This window comes from Arthrobacter sp. MOO21 (assembly GCF_057369995.2).
The window spans coordinates 3103039-3124677 of record NZ_CM170671.2 but is presented as its reverse complement, the minus strand read 5'-3'; the positions used below and the strand labels follow the sequence as shown (position 1 = coordinate 3124677).

Annotated in this window: 22 protein-coding genes and 2 pseudogenes; 12 read left to right on the top strand and 12 right to left on the bottom strand. The window is 66.9% G+C overall.

The features are described from left to right. Nucleotides 1-2 precede the first annotated feature (2 nt). Nucleotides 3-875, top strand: coding sequence for a DNA-methyltransferase (locus tag AC2JAJ_RS14555; RefSeq protein WP_221386605.1), 873 nt, complete (start codon nt 3-5; stop codon nt 873-875). Between the two features lie 60 nt (nt 876-935). On the opposite strand, the gene AC2JAJ_RS14550 is transcribed toward AC2JAJ_RS14555, so the two are convergent. Continuing rightward, a complete protein-coding gene (locus AC2JAJ_RS14550; RefSeq protein ID WP_221386604.1) occupies nt 936-1784 on the bottom strand; it encodes a PHP domain-containing protein in 849 nt (282 codons plus the stop codon). An 80-nt stretch (nt 1785-1864) separates the two neighbouring features. Between AC2JAJ_RS14550 and AC2JAJ_RS14545 the strand changes: the two genes are divergently transcribed. Next, nucleotides 1865-3439: an aminopeptidase P family protein gene (locus tag AC2JAJ_RS14545; protein WP_486415371.1), complete on the top strand. Its 1575-nt coding sequence runs from the start codon at nt 1865-1867 to the stop codon at nt 3437-3439. Between the two features lie 90 nt (nt 3440-3529). Here AC2JAJ_RS14545 and AC2JAJ_RS14540 read toward each other — a convergent pair whose 3' ends face one another. Further along, nucleotides 3530-4531 carry a YflT domain-containing protein gene (locus AC2JAJ_RS14540; RefSeq protein ID WP_486415372.1) on the bottom strand — a complete coding sequence of 334 codons (1002 nt, stop codon included), beginning with the start codon at nt 4529-4531 and terminating at the stop codon, nt 3530-3532. A 77-nt stretch (nt 4532-4608) separates the two neighbouring features. On the opposite strand from AC2JAJ_RS14540, the pseudogene AC2JAJ_RS14535 reads away from it, so the two are divergent. The 3 genes and pseudogenes from AC2JAJ_RS14535 (at nt 4609) to AC2JAJ_RS14525 (ending at nt 7768) form a co-directional block, all read left to right on the top strand. Next, nucleotides 4609-5893 (top strand): annotated as a pseudogene (locus tag AC2JAJ_RS14535) (magnesium transporter MgtE N-terminal domain-containing protein). Beyond that, entirely contained in the window at nt 5877-6575 is a 699-nt protein-coding gene (locus AC2JAJ_RS14530; RefSeq protein WP_473696781.1) for a DUF1003 domain-containing protein, read from the top strand. Before AC2JAJ_RS14535 ends, AC2JAJ_RS14530 begins: the two are co-directional and overlap by 17 nt. Before the next feature lie 59 nt (nt 6576-6634). Beyond that, nucleotides 6635-7768 carry an Mrp/NBP35 family ATP-binding protein gene (locus AC2JAJ_RS14525; protein WP_473696779.1) on the top strand — a complete coding sequence of 378 codons (1134 nt, stop codon included), beginning with the start codon at nt 6635-6637 and terminating at the stop codon, nt 7766-7768. Between the two features lie 76 nt (nt 7769-7844). Here AC2JAJ_RS14525 and AC2JAJ_RS14520 read toward each other — a convergent pair whose 3' ends face one another. The 3 genes from AC2JAJ_RS14520 to sigE form a co-directional block, all read right to left on the bottom strand. Next, nucleotides 7845-8246, bottom strand: coding sequence for a twin-arginine translocase TatA/TatE family subunit (locus AC2JAJ_RS14520; RefSeq protein WP_221386598.1), 402 nt, complete (start codon nt 8244-8246; stop codon nt 7845-7847). 69 nt (nt 8247-8315) lie between these two features. Continuing rightward, complete coding sequence (locus tag AC2JAJ_RS14515) at nt 8316-9182, bottom strand: anti-sigma factor (RefSeq protein WP_486415373.1); 867 nt, start codon at nt 9180-9182, stop codon at nt 8316-8318. Between the two features lie 7 nt (nt 9183-9189). After that, a complete protein-coding gene (gene sigE, locus AC2JAJ_RS14510; protein ID WP_486415374.1) occupies nt 9190-9804 on the bottom strand; it encodes an RNA polymerase sigma factor SigE in 615 nt (204 codons plus the stop codon). A gap of 229 nt (nt 9805-10033) precedes the next feature. Between sigE and AC2JAJ_RS14505 the strand changes: the two genes are divergently transcribed. Then, nucleotides 10034-10666, top strand: a complete 633-nt coding sequence (locus AC2JAJ_RS14505; RefSeq protein WP_221386595.1) for an O-methyltransferase — start codon at nt 10034-10036, stop codon at nt 10664-10666. A 57-nt stretch (nt 10667-10723) separates the two neighbouring features. Here the strand turns inward: AC2JAJ_RS14505 and AC2JAJ_RS14500 are convergent, their stop codons facing one another. From AC2JAJ_RS14500 to AC2JAJ_RS14485, 4 genes are all read right to left on the bottom strand, one after another. After that, complete coding sequence (locus AC2JAJ_RS14500; RefSeq protein WP_102973820.1) at nt 10724-10891, bottom strand: DUF3117 domain-containing protein; 168 nt, start codon at nt 10889-10891, stop codon at nt 10724-10726. 232 nt (nt 10892-11123) lie between these two features. Then, nucleotides 11124-12383, bottom strand: coding sequence for a putative hexosyltransferase (locus AC2JAJ_RS14495; RefSeq protein WP_486415375.1), 1260 nt, complete (start codon nt 12381-12383; stop codon nt 11124-11126). Then, on the bottom strand, nt 12380-12766 hold the full coding sequence (locus AC2JAJ_RS14490) for a DivIVA domain-containing protein (RefSeq protein WP_501053172.1): 387 nt from the start codon (nt 12764-12766) through the stop codon (nt 12380-12382). Before AC2JAJ_RS14490 ends, AC2JAJ_RS14495 begins: the two co-directional genes overlap by 4 nt. 81 nt (nt 12767-12847) lie before the next feature. Continuing rightward, entirely contained in the window at nt 12848-13630 is a 783-nt protein-coding gene (locus AC2JAJ_RS14485) for an LOG family protein (protein ID WP_486415377.1), read from the bottom strand. Nucleotides 13631-13735: 105 nt separating this feature from the next. Here AC2JAJ_RS14485 and AC2JAJ_RS14480 point away from each other — a divergent pair, with 105 nt between their 5' ends. The 4 genes from AC2JAJ_RS14480 to AC2JAJ_RS14465 all read left to right on the top strand — a co-directional run bounded on the left by AC2JAJ_RS14480 (nt 13736) and on the right by AC2JAJ_RS14465 (nt 17019). Beyond that, nucleotides 13736-14491 (top strand): amino acid ABC transporter ATP-binding protein, encoded by a 756-nt coding sequence (locus tag AC2JAJ_RS14480; protein WP_026265670.1) that lies wholly within the window; start codon nt 13736-13738, stop codon nt 14489-14491. A 68-nt stretch (nt 14492-14559) separates the two neighbouring features. Beyond that, nucleotides 14560-15450 (top strand): glutamate ABC transporter substrate-binding protein, encoded by an 891-nt coding sequence (locus tag AC2JAJ_RS14475; RefSeq protein ID WP_486415378.1) that lies wholly within the window; start codon nt 14560-14562, stop codon nt 15448-15450. An 82-nt stretch (nt 15451-15532) separates the two neighbouring features. Continuing rightward, complete coding sequence (locus AC2JAJ_RS14470) at nt 15533-16183, top strand: amino acid ABC transporter permease (RefSeq protein WP_486415379.1); 651 nt, start codon at nt 15533-15535, stop codon at nt 16181-16183. Then, nucleotides 16180-17019: an amino acid ABC transporter permease gene (locus tag AC2JAJ_RS14465; RefSeq protein WP_486415380.1), complete on the top strand. Its 840-nt coding sequence runs from the start codon at nt 16180-16182 to the stop codon at nt 17017-17019. Before AC2JAJ_RS14470 ends, AC2JAJ_RS14465 begins: the two co-directional genes overlap by 4 nt. A 64-nt stretch (nt 17020-17083) precedes the next feature. Here the strand turns inward: AC2JAJ_RS14465 and dapE are convergent, their stop codons facing one another. After that, the gene (gene dapE, locus AC2JAJ_RS14460) at nt 17084-18220 is read right to left on the bottom strand and encodes a succinyl-diaminopimelate desuccinylase (protein ID WP_486415381.1); all 1137 of its coding nucleotides are present in this window, start codon (nt 18218-18220) and stop codon (nt 17084-17086) included. Nucleotides 18221-18271: 51 nt separating this feature from the next. Here dapE and dapD point away from each other — a divergent pair, with 51 nt between their 5' ends. Together dapD and AC2JAJ_RS14450 are read left to right on the top strand one after the other, a co-directional pair. Further along, nucleotides 18272-19300 (top strand): 2,3,4,5-tetrahydropyridine-2,6-dicarboxylate N-succinyltransferase, encoded by a 1029-nt coding sequence (gene dapD, locus AC2JAJ_RS14455; protein ID WP_221386587.1) that lies wholly within the window; start codon nt 18272-18274, stop codon nt 19298-19300. Nucleotides 19301-19308: 8 nt separating this feature from the next. After that, nucleotides 19309-20166: a transglycosylase SLT domain-containing protein gene (locus tag AC2JAJ_RS14450; RefSeq protein WP_486415382.1), complete on the top strand. Its 858-nt coding sequence runs from the start codon at nt 19309-19311 to the stop codon at nt 20164-20166. 29 nt (nt 20167-20195) lie between these two features. Here AC2JAJ_RS14450 and AC2JAJ_RS14445 read toward each other — a convergent pair whose 3' ends face one another. Together AC2JAJ_RS14445 and AC2JAJ_RS14440 are read right to left on the bottom strand one after the other, a co-directional pair. Beyond that, nucleotides 20196-20807, bottom strand: a complete 612-nt coding sequence (locus tag AC2JAJ_RS14445; protein WP_221386585.1) for a hypothetical protein — start codon at nt 20805-20807, stop codon at nt 20196-20198. A gap of 123 nt (nt 20808-20930) precedes the next feature. After that, nucleotides 20931-21538: pseudogene (locus AC2JAJ_RS14440) on the bottom strand (TetR/AcrR family transcriptional regulator). Nucleotides 21539-21639 lie beyond the last annotated feature (101 nt).

Genomic DNA, 21639 nt, shown 5'->3' with positions numbered 1-21639 from the left:
CGATGACTGACACTGTTTGGGCGCCGGACGGCGGCAGCCTGGTGGTGCACGCAGACAACGCCGCGTACCTCCCGACGCTGCCGGACGGCGCCTTCACACTGATTTACGTGGATCCGCCCTTCAACACCGGCAGGCCGCAGCAGCGCCAGGAAACCAGGATGGTAGCCAACGCCGGGGGCACCGGTGACCGCGTGGGCTTCAAGGGCCGCTCCTATGACACCGTCAAGGGTGCCCTGCACCGGTACGATGACGCGTTCAGCGACTACTGGTCGTTCCTGGAGCCCCGGCTGGTGGAAGCGTGGCGCCTGCTGGCCGAGGACGGCACCCTGTACCTGCACCTGGACTACCGCGAAGTGCACTACGCCAAGGTGATGCTGGATGCCATCTTCGGCCGGGAGTGCTTCCTGAATGAAATCATCTGGGCCTACGACTACGGTGCCCGCGCCAAGAACCGCTGGCCAACCAAGCATGACAACATCCTGGTGTACGTGAAGAACCCCGCGAAGTACCACTTCGACAGCGCCGAGGTGGACCGGGAGCCCTACATGGCGCCGGGGCTGGTCACACCCGCCAAACGGGAGCTGGGCAAGCTGCCCACCGATGTCTGGTGGCACACCATCGTCTCCCCCACCGGCAAGGAAAAAACGGGCTATCCCACGCAAAAGCCGGAAGGCCTGGTCCGCCGGGTAGTTGCGGCGTCAAGCAGGCCGGGCGACTGGTGCCTGGACTTCTTCGCCGGGTCCGGCACCCTCGGTGCGGTCGCCGCCAAGCTCGGCCGGAGATTTGTGTGCGTGGACCAGAACCAGCCGGCCGTCGACATCATGGCCAAGCGGTTGGGTGCGCACGCGACAGTCATCGAGCATCAGCCCAACTAGGTCGCACTAACTGTCGTTTTGGCCATCCTCAACGACAGTTCGCGCTACTTGCTTGGGACGTCAGGGACGGATGACGGCTGAACCGGTGCCCAGCGCCTCAATCCGCGCCAGCACCTCCGGGGACGTGACGTTCTCGCCGAGCAGGTTGGGCTTGCCGGTTCCGTGATAGTCCGAGGAACCCGTCACCAGCAGGTGATGCCGGGCGGCGAGCCGGCGCAGGAAGCTGCGCCCCTCTTCCGGGTTGTCGCGGTGGTCGATCTCCAGGCCCGCGAGGCCGGCGTCGATCATCTCCCGGTAGGTGCGCTCCCCCACGATCCTTCCCCGCGCCGACGCCACCGGATGGGCGAAGACCGGCACGCCGCCGGCAGCACAGACAAGTTCGACGGCGGTGGCCGGGTCGGGTGCGTAGTGGGGGATGAAGTACCGCGAGCGCGAGGTGAGGATGGAGGCGAAGGCCTCCGAACGGTCCTCCACCACGCCCGCCGCCACGAGGGCATCGGCGATGTGCGGACGGCCCAGGGTGGCCCCCGGCGCGACGTGGTGGATCACGTCGTCCCATGTCAGCGGGTAATCCTCGGCCAGCAACATGACCATGTGCTCGGCCCGGGTCAGGCGGGAATCCTTGGCCTTGGTGATCTCTTCGAGGAGTCCGGGGTGGGTGGGGTCATGCAGGTAGCTGAGCAGGTGCACGCTGATGCCCTCGTCCGTCCGGCACGAGACCTCCATCCCCGGCACCAGTGCCACGCCGCATTCCACAGCGGCCGCGGCAGCCTCAGCCCACCCCGCCGTTGAGTCATGGTCGGTCAGCGCCACAGCGTCCAGGCCCGCACGGGCAGCTGACGCCATGACGCCGGCAGGGGTCTCGGTACCGTCGGAGACGTTGGAGTGGGCATGCAGGTCAATCCTCACTTGTCCAGCCTAGTGGACAGCGGATCGGGGACACCGACGGGCTGTTCGCATGACCGCGACGCTGGTGAGACGATGGTCCCGTGAACGATGCCGAAAACACCCCGAACTCTGCTTCCCAGCCGCTGGAGGAGCGCGTCAACAACCGCTCGCAGCGGCCCAGTTCCGACGCCTTCAAGGCTTTCATGGCCAGCAACTGGGCACCCTCGAGCCAGGAGACCCCCGGACGCGATGCCGTGGCCGCCTATGCCGCACGCCGGCGCAAAGCCATCTCCGCCCAATTCACGGGCGAACGCCTGGTCATCCCTGCCGGCCCGCTCAAGGTCCGCTCCAACGACTGCGACTACCGCTTCCGCCCCCATTCCGGGTTCGCCCACCTCACCGGCCTGGGCCTGGACCATGAGCCTGATGCCGTCCTGATCCTGGAACCGGTTGAGGAAGGAAAGGGCGACGACGGCGCGAACCACCGTGCCACGCTCTACTTCCGGCCGCTGGCCGGCAGGGACACGGAACAGTTCTACGCAGATGCCCGGTCAGGCGAATTCTGGATCGGCGCCCGTCCCACCCTGGCGGAGTTCGAGGCCCGGCTTGGCCTGGCCACGGCCCACATCGACCAGCTGGAAACCGCCATCACGAAGGATGTGGGGGCCCCCGAAATCGGCGGCATCTCCATCCGCCTGGTCCGCAAGGTGGACGAAAACATTGACGCCCTGGTGGACACCGCACGCTACAACACTGCCAGGGACCCGGAAAACCTGGACCTCGAGGCCCTCGACGCCCTCGACGAGAAGCTCAGCGAGGCGCTCTCCGAACTGCGCCTGCTCAAGGATGAGTGGGAAATCGAGCAGATGAAACTTGCCGTGGCAGCCACGGTCGAGGGCTTCGAAGAGGTGGTCAAGGCCCTCCCCCGGGCGCTCACCCATGCCCGCGGCGAGCGGGTAGTGGAGGGCGCTTTCTTCGCCCGCGCACGCGAGGTGGGAAACGAACTGGGCTACGACACCATCGCCGCTTCAGGCAACAACGCCACCGTGCTGCACTGGACCCGCAACACCGGCCGGATCCACTCCGGCGACCTGCTGCTGCTCGACGCCGGCGTTGAGGTGGATTCCCTGTACACGGCCGACGTCACCCGGACCCTGCCGGCGGGGGGCGCGTTCAGCGACGTCCAGCGCAAAGTCTATGAAGCGGTCCTCGACGCCGCTGATGCGGGGTTCGCCGCCGCGCAGCCCGGCACCAAATTCCGTGACATCCACACCGCGGCAACCACGGTGCTGGCAGAGCGCCTTGCCGAGTGGGGCCTGCTGCCTGTCAGCGTGGAGGAGGCCATCAGCACCGAGGGCCAGCAGCACCGCCGCTGGATGCCGCACGGCACCAGCCACCACCTGGGCCTCGACGCCCACGACTGCGCCCAGGCAAAGCGGGAGCTTTACCTCGACGGCATCCTCACCGAGGGCATGGTGTTCACCATCGAGCCGGGGCTGTACTTCAAGAAGGAAGACCTGGCGGTCCCGGAGGAGTACCGGGGCATCGGCGTCCGCATCGAGGACGACGTCCTGATGACTGCCGAGGGACCTGTCAACCTCAGTGCGGCCCTGCCGCGGAAGGCAACGGAGGTTGAGGACTGGATGGCCGGAATCTACCGCACCGAAGACGCCTGACACCCACCGTCAACACAGCGGGGCCGCCGGATTCCATCCGGCGGCCCCGCTGTGCGTCTGCCTCCCGGCAGCTTTCGTTTCCTGGCAGTCCTACTGCCGCGGTTCACCCCGGTGCTGGTCATCCTCCACACCGTAGTGTTCCCCGCCGGCCTGCGAAGCGGCATCGTGGCCGGCCTCGTGGCCCGGCACGTGTTCCGGTGCCGCTGGTTCCCGGCCCGGCTCCTGCGGAGCGCCCGCGGCGGGCCCCTGCGGAAGGCGCACGCCGTACTGCGGCCGGCCATCGGGCAGGTCCGGGTAGCGGACGGAACGGACCGGCTGCTGCTGCTGGCCGCCGTCGTACTGCTGGCCATAGGGCTGGGGAGCGTGCTGCGGGGCGCCCTGCTCCGACCCCTGCTGCTGGCCGCTGTCGGGGTAGCCGTGGCCGTCCTGCGCGGAAGATCCTGAGGAGCGCTGGCCGTAGGGATCGTTCCAGCCGGCGGGGCGCGCAGGGCCCTGGCCCTGCTGCTGGTCCTGCTGCTGGTGCTGGTACGGCTGGTTGTAATAGTCGTGCTGGGTGTACGGGCCGTGGCCTGACGCGGCGTCCGACCGCGACATGGGCAACTGCTGCAGGAGGCGCCGTGCCTCGTGGGCCGCTTCCGGTGCCACGATGACGTCATAGTTGGTGGCCACCACCTGGCTGGTGGAGGTGAAGTCCCGCTTGCCGCGCTGCATTGCGTACGTGACGATGCCGAAAAGCATGAAGAAGGCCGCGCCCATGAGCACGGAAGTAAGAATGGAGAAGTACCCCGGCGACGACGCGAAGAAGGAGAGCATGACGCCTACGAAGAGGCCAAACCACATGCCGCTCAGTGCCCCGGAAAGTGCCACCCGGGGGTAGCTCAGGCGCCCGGTGACCCTCTCCACCATCTTCAGTTCGTTGCCCACGATCGACACCATCTGGACCGGGAACTGCTGGTCCGCCAGGTAGTCGACAGCCTTCTGGGCGTCGAGGTAGGAGCTGTAGGAGCCAACGGTGTCGCCGGTGGGAACAGCCCGGGCGTCATCCGGTCCGTTCGCGGCGCCGGCCTTGGGTGCACCAAAAATGTTCGACATAAGTCCATTCTTGCCCATCCAGGTGGGTACTGCCTGTAAATTCAGCTAAAAGTGAGCAGACTCGGTAGCCTGTAGGAGTGAGCACAACACCTACCCGCGTCTTCGTGGCGCGCCTTTTGGGACTCGACGTCTTCGACCCCCTGGGCGACAGGCTGGGCCGCCTGCGCGACGTCGTTGTGCTCTCCCGCGGAACCCAAGGAGCCCCGCACGTGGTGGGCATCGTGGTGGAAGTTCCAGGGAAGAAGCGCGTTTTCGTGCCCATGACGCGCATCACCTCGATCGACCAGACCCAGATCATCTGCACGGGCCTGGTGAACCTCCGCCGCTTTGAACAGCGCGGCGCGGAAACGCTGGTGGTGGCCGAGATGTTCGACCGCCGCGTCACCCTCCGCGACGGCAGCGGCGACGCCACGATCGAGGACATCGCCATGGACCAGCACCGCTCGCGTGACTGGTTCGTCAGCAAACTGTTCGTCCGCCGCGGCCACTCCCTGTCCCCCCTCAGCCTGGCTGCGCCGCAACGAAACCCTGATCATCGACTGGGCCGACGCCCAGCAGGGCCCGCGGACCGAACCCCAGGCCGCCACCCAGTTCGTGGCCAACCACGAGGACCTCAAGCCCGCGGACTTCGCCGAAGCCCTGCAGGAGATGAGCGACAAACGCCGTTTCGAAGTGGCGAGCGAACTGCAGGATGAGCGGCTGGCCGACGTCCTGCAGGAACTGCCCGAGGATGACCAGGTGGAGATCCTCTCTGCCCTGGACGTCCAGCGCGCAGCCGACGTCCTCGAGGAGATGGATCCGGACGACGCCGCCGACCTCCTGGGTGAACTCCCCACCGCGCAGGCCGAGGAACTGCTCCAGCTGATGGAGCCCGAGGGCGCCGAAGACGTCCGCCGCCTGCTGGAATACGACGAGGACACCGCCGGCGGCCTGATGACCCCGGTGCCCGTCATCCTGCCGCCGGAAGCCACCGTCGCCGAAGCCCTGGCCCACGTCCGGCGCGAGGAGCTCTCCCCCGCCCTGGCGTCGTCGATCTTCATTGCCCGGCCCCCGCTGGAGACGCCTACTGGCCGCTTCCTCGGCGTGGTGCACATCCAGCAGCTGCTCCGCTTCCCGCCGTTCGAGGCACTGGGAAACCTGCTGGACAAGAACCTTGAACCGCTGTCGGACCAGGCCCACATCAGCGAAGTCGCACGGACCCTGGCCACCTACAACCTCAACTCCCTCCCGGTAGTCAACGACGCCGGACGCCTGGTGGGGGCGGTGACTGTTGATGACGTATTGGATCATTTGTTGCCGGACGACTGGCGCGCCCACGATGGCGAAGCCCCGATAAGAAGGCTCGGTGGCCGCATTGGCTGATATCAGCGCTCCGAAGAACCCCAACCAGCGGAACCTGGCCAAAGCGGAATCAAAAGGCAGTCTCGACACACCGTTGAGCGGGCGGCAGCGGATCCTGCCCACGTTCCGTCCGGATCCGGACGCCTTCGGACACGCCACCGAGGCCTTCGCCCGGTTCATGGGGACACCCCAGTTCCTGGTCTACATGACGGTCTTCTGCATTTTCTGGCTGGGCTGGAACACCTGGGCCCCGGTGGAATGGCAGTTTGACTCCAGGGACCTCGGGTTCACCCTGCTGACCCTGATGCTGTCCCTGCAGGCCTCCTACGCGGCACCACTGCTGCTGCTGGCGCAGAACCGGCAGGACGACCGCGACCGCGTCTCGCTCCAGCAGGACCGCCAGCGTGCAGAACGCAACCTCTCCGACACCGAGTACCTCACCCGGGAACTGGCCTCCCTGCGGATCGCCCTGCGCGAAGTGGCAACCCGCGACTACGTCCGGGCCGAACTGCGCTCCCTCCTCGAAGACCTGCTCGAAGCCCAGGAAGAACTCCGGACCCACGACGACGCCGGGCCTGGCTCGCACGAATCACCGCGCGAGACGGTCAAGGACAAGCTGCGTGAACAGCGGGACCGGCAACGGAGCCCGCGCACCCAGCAGATCCCACGGGTCAAACCCGGCCACTCCACCCACGACCGCTAGCCCCCAGCACCTGCACGAAAGCCGGTTCCCAGCCCATGAGCTCCCCCCTGGATACTCCGATGCCCTCCGGATCCCCGCTGGCGCAGGCAGTCAATGCTGCCCTGGCCACGGTCATCGACCCCGAGCTCCGCCGCCCGATCACCGAGCTTGGCATGGTGGACTCCGTGCAGGTGTCCGACGACGGCCGGGTCGCCCTGGCTGTGCTGCTCACCATCGCCGGATGCCCGCTGCGGGACACCATCACCGCCGATTCCGAAAAGGCACTGTCCGCCGTCCCTGGCGTGACCGCCGTCGACGTCGAGCTCAAGGTAATGGACCAGGCCCAGCGGGACGCCCTCAAGGAGAAGCTCCGCGGAGCCGGAGCCCAGCGCACCATCCCCTTCAACCAGCCGGGCTCACTGACCAAGGTGTACGCCGTGGCCAGCGGCAAGGGCGGGGTGGGAAAGTCCTCGGTCACCGTCAACCTGGCTTCTGCACTGGCGGCGCAGGGTCTCCGCGTTGGCATAGTGGACGCCGATGTCTACGGATTCTCCGTCCCGGCGCTGATGGGAATCACCCAGGCGCCCACGCAGGTGGACGACATGATCCTTCCGCCCGTTGCTTACGGCGTGAAGGTCATCTCCATCGGCATGTTCGTCACCGGCAACCAGCCCGTGGCGTGGCGCGGTCCCATGCTGCACCGTGCCCTGGAACAGTTCCTGACCGACGTCTACTTCGGCGACCTCGACGCCCTGTTCCTGGACCTGCCGCCGGGTACCGGCGACATTGCCATTTCCGTCGCCCAGCTGCTCCCGGGCGCTGAAATCCTGGTGGTCACCACGCCCCAGGCCGCGGCCGCGGACGTGGCCGAGCGTGCCGGTGCCATCGCCACCCAGACGGGCCAGAAGCTGGCAGGCGTCATTGAGAACATGTCCTACCTGGAGCTGCCCGACGGCGGGCGGATGGAGTTGTTCGGCAGCGGCGGCGGTGAAGTCCTGGCCGAGAGGCTGACCGCCACCGTGGGCACCGACGTGCCGCTGCTGGGCCAGATTCCGCTGGACATCCAGCTCCGGGAAGGCGGGGACGCCGGAGTCCCGATCGTGCTGGGCCAGCCGGGTACGCCCGCAGCAGCGGCACTCGCGGAGATTGCCGGCCGCCTGGCCACGACACCACGCGGGCTCGCCGGCATGAAACTGGGCCTGCAGCCCCGCTGAGCCGTACCCCCGCTGAGCCGTACCCGGGCTGGCCCGCGCCGCGCCGTGGCGCCTGCGGGCATTCCGGTGCGGAGCCCTAGGTGGCTTCGGTGTCGAACGGCGCGGCCTCGCCTGCGGGGAGCCGCTCCACTACTCGTTCGGGCCGGGCGGGGGTGCCGGCGACGGCGGCCGCACCGGAGACTGCTGCCACCGCGGCGGGGGCATTGGCGCTGACGGGCTTGGTGTCGTCGTCGAGCAGCGCTTCCTTGATGATGCGCCGGGGATCGTACTGGCGGGGATCGTACTTCTTCCAGTCGACATCATCGATGTCGATGCCCACTTCTTCTTTGATCTGCTCGCGGGCGCCGGAGGCCATGCGGCGGAGTTCCTTGACCAGGTTCGCCAGCTTTTGGGTATATTCGGGCAGGCGCTGGGGGCCGATCACCAGCACACCGATGATCAGCAGAAGGATAAACTCCGGGCCGTTGATACCAAACACTTTAGGAAGATTACCCTCTCCGGGCTGCCAGCGACGATTCCCGCCCGGACGGCGGGGAAACAGTCTGCGTCACGGGGCGAACAGCCCCGCGATCTTGTTGACGCCGCGTTCCAGCCGCATTTCCAGGGGTTCCTCCGGCGTCCCGGATGGTGCCTGCTGAATGGACGCGTCGACGCCTTCCGAGGCCGTCTCGGCCAGGCGCCGAAGGATGGGAACGGCGTCGTCGGCCTGGTCCGCCGGAAGGTCCGAGCGGTACGTGAAGGTCCGGCCGGCCGCCCGGTAGGTTGCAGACCAGGGCGAGGTGCCCCAGACCTGCAGGAGCCCGCCATCGGCACTGCTTTCAGGAGCCGCCGCCCCGGGGCTGACGGAGTGCTGTTCGGTGATGGTTGCATGGTGGAAGCCGTCACCGAGGCGCAGCTCTACAGCGGGCTGGCCCTCAACCACCAGCGCCCTGGCTGCCTCCAGGTGGAACCCCATGGCTTCCAGTTCGGGGCACGCCCACCCCTCGGAGCGCAGCCGGCCCACCTGCTCGGCATTCAAGGTCCTGCCGTCCGCGGGCGTTTGCGACGAGACATGGGAGAAAGCGGCTGTGCTTCCCGCGGCGTTGGCGGCCAGGGGATCGCCCGCTGCGGCGAAAGCCCCGACCGCGAGCACTCCGGCCGCCGCAACCGTTCCGCCGGTGGCCATGGCCAGTGCCCGGGCAGCAGTACGGGAGGGTCCGCCGGCATGGGCCGGAAGAGGTGCCTGGGCGGCGAGTTCGGAGGTGCGGGAGAGCAGCCGCTCGGTCAGGTCCTGGCTGGCCGGCGGAATGGGAGCCTCGCGGAGGCGTTCCAGGTATTGCCGTTCCCGGCGCACCGTGGCGGCACATTCGTGGCACGCCTGGAGGTGGCTGCTGGTGCGCTGGTGCCTGCCGCCGAAGGGGAACTGGGGCTTCATGCGCCGATCAGAGGATCCCGGCCATGCGCGGCATCGAGAGCTTGCGGCGGGTCTGCTGCGGGCGGGGGTCCCGGTGGGCGAGCTTTTCCCGGAGCATGGTCCGCCCGCGGTGGATGCGGGAGCGGACCGTCCCGAGCTTGACGCCCAGGGCCTCGGCCACCTCGTCGTAGGACAGCCCCTCCAGGTCGCACAGCACCACGGCGGCCCGGAAGTCCGGCGGCAGCTCCTCCAGTGCCGCCTGCACGTCCAGGTCAAGGTTGTTCAGCTCAAAGCTCTGCTCAGGTCCGGGCTCACGGCCGGGCAGCCGGGACTCGGCGTCCTCGGCAAGGGCGTCGAAGCGGATGCGGGTCCTTCGGCGCGCCTGGTCAAGGAAGAGGTTGGTGGTGATCCGGTGCAGCCAGCCGTCGAGCGTTCCGGGCTTGAAGTTCTCCAGTGACCGGAAGACGCGGACGAAAACCTCCTGGGTGAGGTCCTCGGCGTCGAACTTGTTTCCGGTCAGGCGGTAAGCCAGCCGGTAGACCTTCGCCGAATGGTTGGTGACCACTTCTTCCCAGGTGGGGCGGACCCACTCATCGTCGGGATTGTTTACTGCAGGGACAGGTGCCACAACTGAAGATGACATCGTCCACTCCCCTCGTGGAATGCTAACGCCCGGATACTGTTGACATCTCTGGTTCGGCGCCGGTCACCTTTTGGATGAGCGGATATTTATCATGTCAAACTTGGCTGGGAATTTCCTGACTGCGCGCAAACTTCAGCCTTGGGCGCAACGGCTGCTTCCACGGTGGGCCCGCCCGGACACAGTAGGCTTGGGGAGACACTCCCCCCTTCCGCCCAGAAAGCGATGATTCATGAGCGCCGACAAGTCCAGCAGCTGGTCCTATGCAGAAGATCTGCCCGCTGAGGATGAGGTCATGCTCCGGGCCAGGGAGCGCTCCTTTGAACTGGGTGTCAGTGCCATCAGTCCCGGCGTGGGCGCCGTCCTCACGGTCCTCGCGGCGGCGTCCAAGGCCCAGACCGCCGTCGAAATCGGCACCGGCGCCGGGGTGTCCGGCGTGTGCCTCCTGCGGGGACTTGGCCCCCAGGCTGTCCTGACCACCATCGACGTGGACGTGGAGCACCTGCGCGCGGCGCGTGAGGCGTTCGCCGAGGCCGGCAGCCCGGCCAACCGGACCCGCACCATTTCCGGGCGTGCGGGGGACGTCCTGCCGCGGCTCACCGACAGCGCCTACGATCTCGTCTTCATCGACGCGGACAAGCCCGGACTGCCCGGCTACGTGGAGCAGGCCATCCGCCTACTCAAGCGTTCGGGGCTGCTGGTCATCAATGACGCGCTGGACAAGGACAAGGTGGCCAACCCGGCGGGACGCGAGCCCAATACGGTAACCCTGCGGCAGGTGGGCAAGGCAATCCGCGACGACGAGCGGCTGGCGTCGGCAATGCTGCCCACCGGTGACGGCCTGCTGGTGGCCGTCAAGAAGTAGGCGCGCCGGAAACAGGACAGGGCCCGCAGCGCCAGCTGCGGACCCTGTCCGGCACAATTACTCGGTGACGCCTACCAGGCAGTCCTTCAGGTTGGCTGCCTCGGCAGCGTTCAGTTCGACCACAAGGCGCCCGCCGCCTTCGAGCGGGACGCGCATGATCAGGCTGCGGCCCTCCTTGGTGACTTCCATAGGGCCGTCGCCGGTGCGTGGTTTCATCGCCGCCATGAGGAATTTCCCTCCATTGTGTCCCAGGACTAATCAGCCCGGGCGGGCTGCGTCCGCATGTCGATCAGGCTGCGATGGCGGGGTGGATTCCCACCGCCAAGGCTGCGCGTTTTCTGAATGCTTATGTCCTTGCTTACCTATCATTATCCCGGAATTACCCGCACGTAGCTAATCGATGGACATTTCCGGCAAGCCGTAATTCCCCGCCTGACCTGCACCGAAGCTTCCTTTTCTAGGGCGGATAGTCCCCTCCGCCGGGCAGCTGCGCCCACGCCCACAACCACACGATCCAGACGATCTGCAGCAGCAGGAACATGGTGACCACGGCCCCCCGGTACGCCCTGGACCGGGAGAGCAGCGCCGCGCCCAGTGCCAGCGGAAACAGTGGCAGGAGCATCCTGAACGTGCTGGTCTGCGGATGCAGGAACACCAGCAGGTAGCCCATGTAGCAGGCGCACCAGATCCGCAGTTCGACGCCGAGCCGCACCACCGGCGGCACGAACAGCAGCGCGGTGAAGAGACCAGCGAATACCAGGGGCGCCAGGATGCCCAGCACGGGGCCGAAGAGGTCGACGCCGGCGTCGAACCAGGGCTTGAATGGCACCAGGTCGTGGCCACGCCACACGGTTTCAGTCTTGGTGTAGGCGAGCGGGTCACCGGTGGCAGCCCACGCCGCCGCCGGCCACGCCAGGGCTGACAGACCCGCGACGGCGGTAAGCCCGGCCAGCGCCGCCAGGTCCGCGAGGGAATGGGCTTCTTCGCCGGTAGCGCTCCGCCGCCCGCCCCTGAACCGCACCACGGCACGGATCACCAGCAGCAGGCCCAGGCAGGCAGCAAAGGGAACGCCCACCGGCCGGGAAAGGCACAGGAGGACCACAACGGGGATGGCCAACAGGTATTGCCGCCGCACCACCAGCAGCAGCGCCGCTGCCAGGAGCAGGAGCGACAACGGCTCGGCGTACGGAACCTGCAGGACGGCCGAGACCGGGAAGGTCGCGAAGAACGCCACCCCCCACATCGCCGGCCCGTGCGCGGCTTTGCACCGGAAGAGCGCGTACACCGCCAGCGCGGCGCCCCAGCCGGCCAGCATCGCGATGAGTGTCAGCGAGGCGGCCGGCTTCAACCCGGTGAGGCTGCTCAGTCCGCCGGCCAGCGCCGGGAAGAGGGGGTAGAACGCCCACGTGTTCTCCTGGACATTGCCGGCAGCATCCGTGGGCAGGACCGACGGATACCCGCCGGCGATGACCTGCCCGTACCAGCGGGCATCCCAGATGTTGATGAAGTTCCAGTAGTCCGGCTTCGGCGCGAACCACGGGTTGGCGCCCTGGTGCAGGGCCGCGGCCATGAAGATGAAGGCGCTGGCCAGGCGGGCGCTGCCATAGACGGCGGTGACCTGCAGCCACCACGGCCAGCCGCGGACAGCCGATGCCATCCGCTGGGCCAGCGCTGAGGCGGATACCAGGGGTGCCCGGCGCCGCGTCACCGTGCTCACTGTCCGCCCTTCCGCGCAGGTGCGCCTTCGCGCCCGTCCGCGGCAGGACCTTCGGAAATTCGCTCCTGGGCAGGCCCTTCACCCGTGGCCGCCCCGCCGTCGGACGCCGTCCGCAGCGCCGCCACCTGCCCGCGCAACTGCGCAACTTCGGCGTCCCTGGCGGCCAGTTGGTCACGCAGCTCATCCAGTACCTGGTCCACCTGGTCCATCCGGTATCCGCGCAGGCCGAGCGAAAAGCGCACCCGGTTGACGTCCTCCGGGCCGGCATGCGCCGGCAGCAGCACGGGAGGCAGGTTGGCAGGGGGCTCTTCGAAGGCGCCGTCCAGCAGTACGGGCAGCGGCGCACCGCCCTCCTTGCGGGACCGCCGGCCGAGCCGGCCCAAAGGACCGCCGCGACCAGGACCACGGCGAGGAAAACCAGAAAGAAACTCACGGTTCCATCGTGCCAGACCAGACCCCTGCGCCTACTCCGGCCGCTGCTCGCCGTTCAGCGCCGGACTGATGGCCCCGTGCAGGACGCGGTCCACGGCTTCGGCGGGGTCGTCGACAAGCTGGATGAGGTCGAGGTCCTTTTCCGAAACCATGCCTTCGGCCACCAGGGTCCCCTTGATCCATTCGATCATCGGTCCCCAGAAGTCGACGCCGAGGAGCACGATCGGGAACGAGGTGACCTTCCGCGTCTGCACCAGCACCATGGCCTCGAACAGTTCGTCGAGCGTGCCCAGGCCGCCGGGCAGCACGATGAAGCCCTGGGCGTACTTGACGAACATCGTCTTGCGGGCGAAGAAGTAGCGGAAGTTGATGCCCAGGTCCACCCACTGGTTTAGGCCCTGTTCGAACGGCAGCTCGATGCCCAGGCCTACCGACACTCCGTTGCCTTCAACGGTGCCGCGGTTGGCGGCTTCCATCGAGCCGGGACCGCCGCCGGTGATGACAGCTACTCCCGCCTCGGCAAGCTTGCGCCCAACTTCCACACCCATTTCGTAGTAGGTGCTGCCGGGTTTCGTGCGGGCGGAGCCGAACACGCTGACCGCTTTTCCGATGTCCGCGAGCGCGCCGAAGCCTTCGACAAATTCGCTTTGAATCCGCAGGACGCGCCACGGGTCGGTGTGCACGAACTGGCCGGGGCCCTTGGTATCAAGCAGGTGCTGGTCCGACATTTCCACCGCTGCCTGTTTGCGGCGCAGCTCAAGGGGACCTTTTCGGCGCGGCTGGGAATTCTTGGCCGGGTCTGCATTGATACTCATTCCCCTAGGCTAACCTCCAACTCCAGGTATCTCTTGAATCACGATCAGCAGGAACTTGGCGTGATTGGGGTCATAAGGCTGCGTTGTTCAACTAGATTCTTTCCTATGACTACTCATGTGCCCGGCGATGCTCTCGTCTCCCTGAACGCCGTTAACAAGCATTACGGCCAGTTGCACGTTTTGAAGGACATCAACCTCCAGGTCCGCAAGGGCGAGGTTGTTGTGGTCATCGGGCCCTCCGGCTCCGGTAAGTCCACCCTCTGCCGGGCCATCAACCGCCTGGAAACCATCGAGGGCGGAACCATCAGCATCGACGGCAAGGTCCTGCCCGAGGAAGGCAAGGAGCTCGCCCAGCTGCGTGCCGACGTCGGAATGGTCTTCCAGTCCTTCAACCTGTTTGCCCACAAAACCATCCTCGAGAACGTGACACTGGGCCCCATCAAGGTCAAGGGTGTTTCCAAGGCCGCCGCGGAGAAGGATGCCATGGCGCTCCTGGAACGCGTTGGCGTGGGACACCAGGCACCCAAGCTGCCGGCCCAGCTCTCCGGCGGCCAGCAGCAGCGTGTCGCGATCGCCCGTGCCCTGGCAATGAAGCCCAAGGTCATGCTGTTCGACGAGCCCACGTCCGCCCTGGACCCCGAAATGATCAACGAGGTCCTTGATGTCATGGTCCAGCTCGCCAAGGAGGGCATGACCATGATCGTGGTCACGCACGAGATGGGCTTCGCCCGCAAGGCCGCGGACCGCGTGGTCTTCATGGCGGACGGCCAGATCGTCGAGGACGCCACTCCCGAGGAGTTCTTCACCAACCCGAAGAGCGACCGCGCCAAGGACTTCCTGTCCAAGCTCCTCACCCACTGACCACCCGAACACCACACTTCAGTTCGCATCCAGGCCGGAAACCCACGGCCATCAATGAAAGGAATGTCATGAAGGCATTTATGTCCAGGCGGAAGTCCCTCGTCGTGGCGGCTACCGCTGCCCTCGCCCTGTCCCTGAGCGCCTGCGGCGGCGGCGGCGACTCAGGAGGCTCCAGCAACCCGAGCCCGGTCGAGAAGCCGACGTTCGCTGCAGGCACCACCATGGCGAAGCTCTCCTCTGCCGGAACCATCAAAATCGGCACCAAGTTTGACCAGCCCCTGTTCGGCCAGGTGGGCCTCGACGGCAAGCCCGTCGGTTTCGACGTTGAAATCGGTAAGCTGATCGCCGCCAAGCTGGGCATCGCCGCAGACAAGATCGAATGGTCCGAGACCGTGTCCGCCAACCGCGAGCCCTTCATCGAGCAGGGCAAGGTGGACATCGTCATCGCTACCTACACCATCAGCGACAAGCGCAAGCAGGTTGTCGACTTCGCCGGCCCGTACTACGAAGCAGGCCAGGCCCTGATGGTGAACAAGGACAACGACACCATCAAGAAGCCCGAAGACGTCAAGGGCAAGAAGGTCTGCTCCGTCACCGGCTCCACCCCGGCCGCCACGATCGTGGACAAGTACGGCGCCGAACTGGTCCCCGCCGCCACCTACTCCGCCTGCCTGGAGCCGCTGCGCAACAAGCAGGTTGAAGCCGTGACCACGGACAACGTGATCCTCGCCGGTTTCGTCGACAAGGAACCGGATGCCTTCAAGCTGGCCTCCGACGAAACCTTCACCAAGGAGCCCTACGGCATCGGCCTGAAGAAGGGCGACACCGAGTTCCGCAACTGGATCAATGACCAGCTGGAATCCTTCGAAAAGGACGGCTCCTACAAGAAGGCTTGGGAAGCCACCGCCGGTACGGTCATCAAGACCGCACCGAAACTCCCGGCCATCGACCGTTACTAAGTAGCGTCCACGCTGCCGGGGCCGCACAACAGCCCCGGCAGCACAGCTTTTAATCCGTCCACGCTTACAGCCGAAGGATCTTATGGACGTCATTCTTGAAAACCTGCCCCTGTACTGGGAAGGTTTTCTCCGCACACTTTTCCTCTCCGTCGTCTCCGGCATCTTCGCGTTGATCCTTGGTACCCTGCTGGCCGCGGCACGCGTTTCCCCGGTCGCGGCGCTGCGCGGTTTCAGCACCGTCTACGTGGAGGTACTCCGCAACACCCCCCTCACCATCGCGTTCTTCTTCGCAGCAGTCGTGCTCCCCCGCATCGGGGTCAAGTTCGAGCAGTTCGAGGTTGCAGCAATTATCGCCCTCAGCACCTACACGGCCGCGTTCATCGCCGAAGCTGTCCGCTCGGGTGTGAACAGCGTCCCGGTCGGCCAGGCCGAGGCCGCGCGCAGCATCGGCATGAAATTCGGCCAGGTGCTCTCGCTCATCATCCTCCCCCAGGCATTGCGGACTGTGATCCCGCCGCTGATCAACATCCTGATCGCCCTGGTCAAGAACTCCTCGGTGGCCGGCGCATTCTTCGTCCTGGAATTGTTCGGCTACGGCCGCCAGCTGGCCAACGCCAACGGCGACGCCGTCATCACCGTCCTGCTGGGCACCGCGTTCTTCTATCTGCTCCTCACCGTTCCGCTGGGAATCCTTGCCAACACGGTGGAACGAAAGGTGGCGATTGCCCGATGAGCTCCGTCCTTTACGACGTGCCCGGCCCCAAAGCCCGCCGGTTCTCCCTGATCGCCTCCATTGTCGGCGGCCTCCTGATCCTCGGCCTCCTGGCATGGATCATCATGACCCTCGCGCAGCAGGGCATCTTCGAAGCACGCCGCTGGCAGATTTTCACGCGCGCCGATGTGTGGCGGCTGCTCGGCAACGGCCTCGGCTCCACCCTCTCGGCGGCAGCCCTCGCCGCGGTCATCGCGTTCCCGCTGGGCCTGCTGCTGTGCCTGCTGCGCATATCGGACGCCGCCGCGATCCGTGTCCCCATGAGGGTCATCCTCGAGTTCCTCCGCGGCATGCCGGTGGTCCTGATGATGCTCTTCATCCTGCTGGGCTTCGGCACCTCCGCATTCATCGCCGTCGTGGCAGGCCTGGTGCTCTACAACGCGGCAGTGTTCGCCGAGATCATCCGCGCCGGCATCCAGTCCCTCCCCCGGGGACAGCGCGAGGCAGGCCTGGCCATCGGGCTGACCAGCTACAAGTCACGCATGCTGATCGAGTTGCCCCAGGCGATCCGGCGCATGATGCCCTCGCTGGTGGCGCAGATGGTGGTCCTCCTGAAGGACACCTCGCTGGGTTACATCGTGGCCTACGGCGAACTCCTGCGCGCAGTCCAGGTCATGGCGGACTTCCTGGGCACCCAGTACCTCTTCCCGATCTTCTTCGTGGCCGCGGCGATCTACATTGCCATCAACATCTCGGTCTCGCGGCTCGCTGTGTGGATCGAGCGGCGCGGCTCCAAGAAGGCAGCCGGCGGTACGGCCAAGGCCGAACCGGACGTCCTGGAGGCTGCGGCTCCGTAGTATTGGCGGCCGTCGACAAAAAGGTCCGGAATTCCCGCGGGAATTCCGGACCTTTTCGCTTGCGTCAGCCTGCCAGCCACTCCTGCAAGGCGCGCAGGCAGTTGCGGATGGCGTCGGCGTGGACGTGCTCGTTGTCCTTGTGCGCCAGCAGCGCATCGCCGGGGCCGAAGTTCACCGCCGGGATGCCCAGCTCGCTGAAACGGGCGACGTCGGTCCAGCCGTATTTGGGCTTGGGCTCGGCTCCCACGGCGGCAACGAAGGAGGCAGCAGCCGGGTGCTGCAGCCCGGGCCGGGCGCCGGCCGCTGCATCGGTGCGCACCACGTCAAAGCCCTCCAGCAGTTCGCGCACGTGGGCTTCAGCCTGGTCCGGGGTCTTGTCCGGGGCGAACCGGTAGTTGATCTCCACCACGCACCGGTCCGGGATGACATTGCCGGCCGTGCCGCCATTGATCTTCACCGCGTTGAGGCTTTCCCGGTAATCCAGGCCATCGACGTTGACCGTGCGCGGTTCGTAGGCGGCCAGGCGGGCCAGGATGGGTGCCGCGGCATGGATGGCGTTGCTGCCCATCCAGGCCCGCGCGGAGTGGGCAGCCTCCCCGGCAGTGCTCGCCTCGAACCGGCTGGTGCCGTTGCAGCCGCCCTCCACCGTGCCGTCCGTCGGTTCGAGCAGGATGGCGAAGTCCCCCTGCAGCAGGTCGCCGTGGTTGCGGACCAGGCGCCCGAGGCCGCTCTTCACCGCTTCCACTTCCTCATGGTCGTAGAAGACGAAGGTGACGTCGCGCCTTGGCTGCGCGCCGCCGCCGAACAGGCCCGCGGCCAGCGCAAGCTGGACCGCGACGCCGCCCTTCATATCGGTGGCACCGCGGCCGTAGAGGACTCCCTCCCCCGGCACGCCGGACTCCCAGCTGGAGGGGACGGTGCCTTTGGAGCCTTCGGCCAGGGGGAGCGGCACCGTGTCCAGGTGGCCGGCGAGGATGACCCGTTCGCTGCGGCCAAGTTCGGTGCGGGCAATGATGGCATCGCCGTCCCGCACCACGCTCAGCTCCGGGATGGCCAGCAGGGCCTGCTCCACGGCGTCGGCCAGGGCGCGCTCATTGCCGGAGACGCTTTCGATATCCATGATGGCTGCGGTCAGCAACGCCACGTCCTGGCGAAGGTCAAGGGTGTGCACGGACGGTTGGGGCGCGGTTTCTGCAGTCACGAAGCAAGTCTAGTTCGAACCGGCCACCCGGCCCTCGATAGACTGGGGCACATGACTGAAACCGCTTCTTCTGCCGTGCCCGAAACCTTGAACACCGCCGCCGGCGAACGCTCCGCGTATGGCTTTGGCGTGGCCACCATCTCCACAGCCGGCAGCGATGCCACCGTCCTGGATGTCTGGTTCCCCGCCCCCGCACTCGGTGTAGCGGCCGGGAACCTCCGCTCGGTGGAAAACGCCGATGAAGCCCTGGTGCAGATTGCCGAGAACGGCGCCGATGAGGACCGCGGTACCGAGCAGAAGGTGGTGTTCGTCCAGATCAACCTGGACGAGGCCCCTGCCGACACGGCAGACGCCTACCTGCGCCTCCACCTGCTCTCCCACCGGCTGGTCCGGCCCAACACGATCAACCTTGACGGCATCTTCGGCAAGCTGCCCAACGTCGTCTGGACCAACTTCGGCCCGGCCGCCGTCGAAGGCTTCGAACTGACCCGCGCCAGGCTGCGCCGCCGGGGTGCCGTCACCGTGTACGGCGTGGACAAGTTCCCGCGCATGGTGGACTACGTCGTACCCAGCGGAGTACGCATCGCCGACGCTGACCGGGTCCGCCTGGGCGCGCACCTGGCGGAAGGCACCACGGTGATGCACGAGGGCTTCGTGAACTTCAACGCTGGCACCCTTGGCACCTCCATGGTTGAAGGCCGCATATCGGCCGGTGTCGTCACCGGCAACGGCAGCGACGTCGGCGGCGGCGCCTCAATCATGGGCACCCTTTCCGGCGGCGGCAAGGAGAAGATCACCATCGGCGAGCGCGTCCTGCTGGGCGCAAACTCCGGCGTCGGCATCAGCATCGGTGATGACTCCGTGGTGGAAGCAGGCCTCTATGTCACCGCCGGCACCCGCGTGCGGGTACCGGGTCCCAAGGACGAGGTGGGCGAAGACACGACGAAGATCGTCAAGGCCGCGGAGCTTTCCGGCGTGCCCAACCTCCTCTTCCGCCGCAACTCCACCACCGGCGCCGTGGAGGTCCTCCCCCGCAAGGGCCAGACGGTCGAACTGAACGACGCCCTGCACGCCAACTGAATCCACCAGTGGCACGCAGACGCAGCCTGCGCCGCTTCGTGGTGCTGGTGCTGGCCCTCGCACTCGTGGCCGGCGGCATCTACACTGCGGTGTACTTTGTGCAGCGTTCCGAGACCCTGGTTTCGGAACGCTGCACCGCGACCGCGGGCAACCGGACGGCAGAACTGGCGCCGGACCAGGCGGTGTATGCCGCCCTTATTACTGCCGTGGCGGTGCGGCGCGGACTGCCGCCCCGGGCGGCGAGCATCGCGCTGGCTACGGCCATGCAGGAATCCAAGCTCCGCAACATCGGACACGGCGACCAGGCAGGACCCGATTCCCGTGGCCTGTTCCAGCAACGGCCCTCCCAGGGCTGGGGAACAGAGGCCCAGATCATGGACCCGTACTACGCCGTGAACGCCTTCTACGACGCCCTGGTCAAGATCCCGGGCTACGAGACGCTCGACATTACGGACGCGGCGCAGCAGGTCCAGCGCTCCGCGCACCCCCAGGCCTACGCCCAGCACGAAGACCTGGGCCGCGCGTTCGCCTCCGGCCTGACAGGGCAGACGCCGGAGGCGGTGCAGTGCACCCTCCGCTCTGCCACGGCATCCGGTGACACCGCCACAGTGGCCTCCGAACTGGACCTCGCGTACGGAGGCGTGGACGCCGAAGCAGCGGGAGGCGGCCTGGTGGTGGACGCCGGCGGAACCGAGGCTTGGTCCATCGCGCAATGGGCAGTAGCCAACGCCAAGGAACTCGCCGTCACCCAGGTGGACGTGGCAGGCCGGACCTGGCAGCGCAGCGGCGGGGACGGATGGCGGGAGTCGGGGGCACCGGACGGCCAGGTGCGCATCACCGTCAGGCAGGACGACGGCGGCAGCTGAGGGCCGCCGTCGTCCTGCCTGGCGCGGGGCTAGACGAGGATTTCCAGCACCGGCTGGACGTAGCTGCGGAACAGGTCGGGCTGGCCCATGAGTTGCTGGCTCATGATGATCTTGTCCGGTTCCAGGTACCAGGCGCGTTGTTCGTCCAGGGGAAGTTCGATGATGGTCAGCGTGAAGTCCCGGGCATCCCGGCCCACTTCCAGCAGCCGGTCGTCCACCATGTCCTTCAGCTGCTGGTCCGTTCCGGTGGCCACACGTTCGGCTTCCAGTTCGGCGTACTCGCTCCGGCGTTCACGGGCCCAGGTGAGGGCCGAACCGAAATGTGCCTGCAGGACCCGCTGAAGGGCCGGGGAGTTGCCGAAGGCTTCGAAACCGGGCGGGGACAGCTCCGGGGACGTCTGCGGGTGGGCCTTGAGAAGCTGCTCCCACCAGGCCTCCCATTCGGTTTTCAGGGCGCTCAGCCCGCCAACGTCTGCCGTCAGGTGGGAGTGGTCTGCGGAGCGGACTTTGGGTGCGGCATGGGACAGCATGGGCCGTCCCACTCCATTCAGGCCGGCCGCGTCCCGGACGTACAGGGCAATCATCATCGGCCCGGACGTGTCCGTGGTGATGTGCCACCCTGAACCGCTTGCATGCTGCATCCGAAGTCCTTCCCTGGCCTTACTCGTACCGGGCATTGTGGTCCGGTCCGGCCTACCCGGTTATCAGTCTATTCCCGCAGGCAATTCGCGGTAGTGCAGGACAGCCTGGCCAACGGGAGCAACCTACCGTGCCACGCCGTCCAGGTGCCGCTCCAGGACGTCGCGGCACATCTGTGCGGTCATCCAGCCCGGCTGCAGCAAAGCGTGCAGGCACAGCCCGTCAAGGGTGGCCAGGAGCCGCTCGGCTTCAAGCACCAGGCTCTCCTGCGGTTCGTCCTCCGGCAGCAGGGAAGCGATGACGGTGCCGACGATGGCCGCCACTTCCCGGTGGCTGCGGTCGGCCTCGGCGGAGAGAAAAGCCTTGATCCGTGCGGCATTCTTGAACGCCAGCCAGGCGCAGACCTCCACCGCGCTGTCCTCGTCCAGGGGCAGCATGCCACCCAGGAGGGTTAAGCAGCCTCCCGCTGGCCGGCACTCCCCCGTGCCGCGCCGTGCACCGCCGGCCACAGCCTTCCCAGCCGGGCCAGGATGCGGTCCACCACGGTTGCGAAGGAGAAGGCAAGCAGCTCCTCGCTGCCGGCGAAATAGTGCCGGACCGATCCCACGGCCAGGCCCGCCTCGTCGGCCACTTCCCGCAGCGAGGCCCGTTCCAGTCCGTCAACTGCGATGATGCGCAGCACGGCATCGACCACGTCCTGCCGCCGGACGTCTGCATCAACTAATTTGGGCACCATCCTTAATAGCACACTTGTGCTTTTATTGCCGTGTCACATGGCGCCCGGCATCCGGGACGCGGGGGCGGCGAAGAGGCGCCGTGGGATAGCGTTGGGGG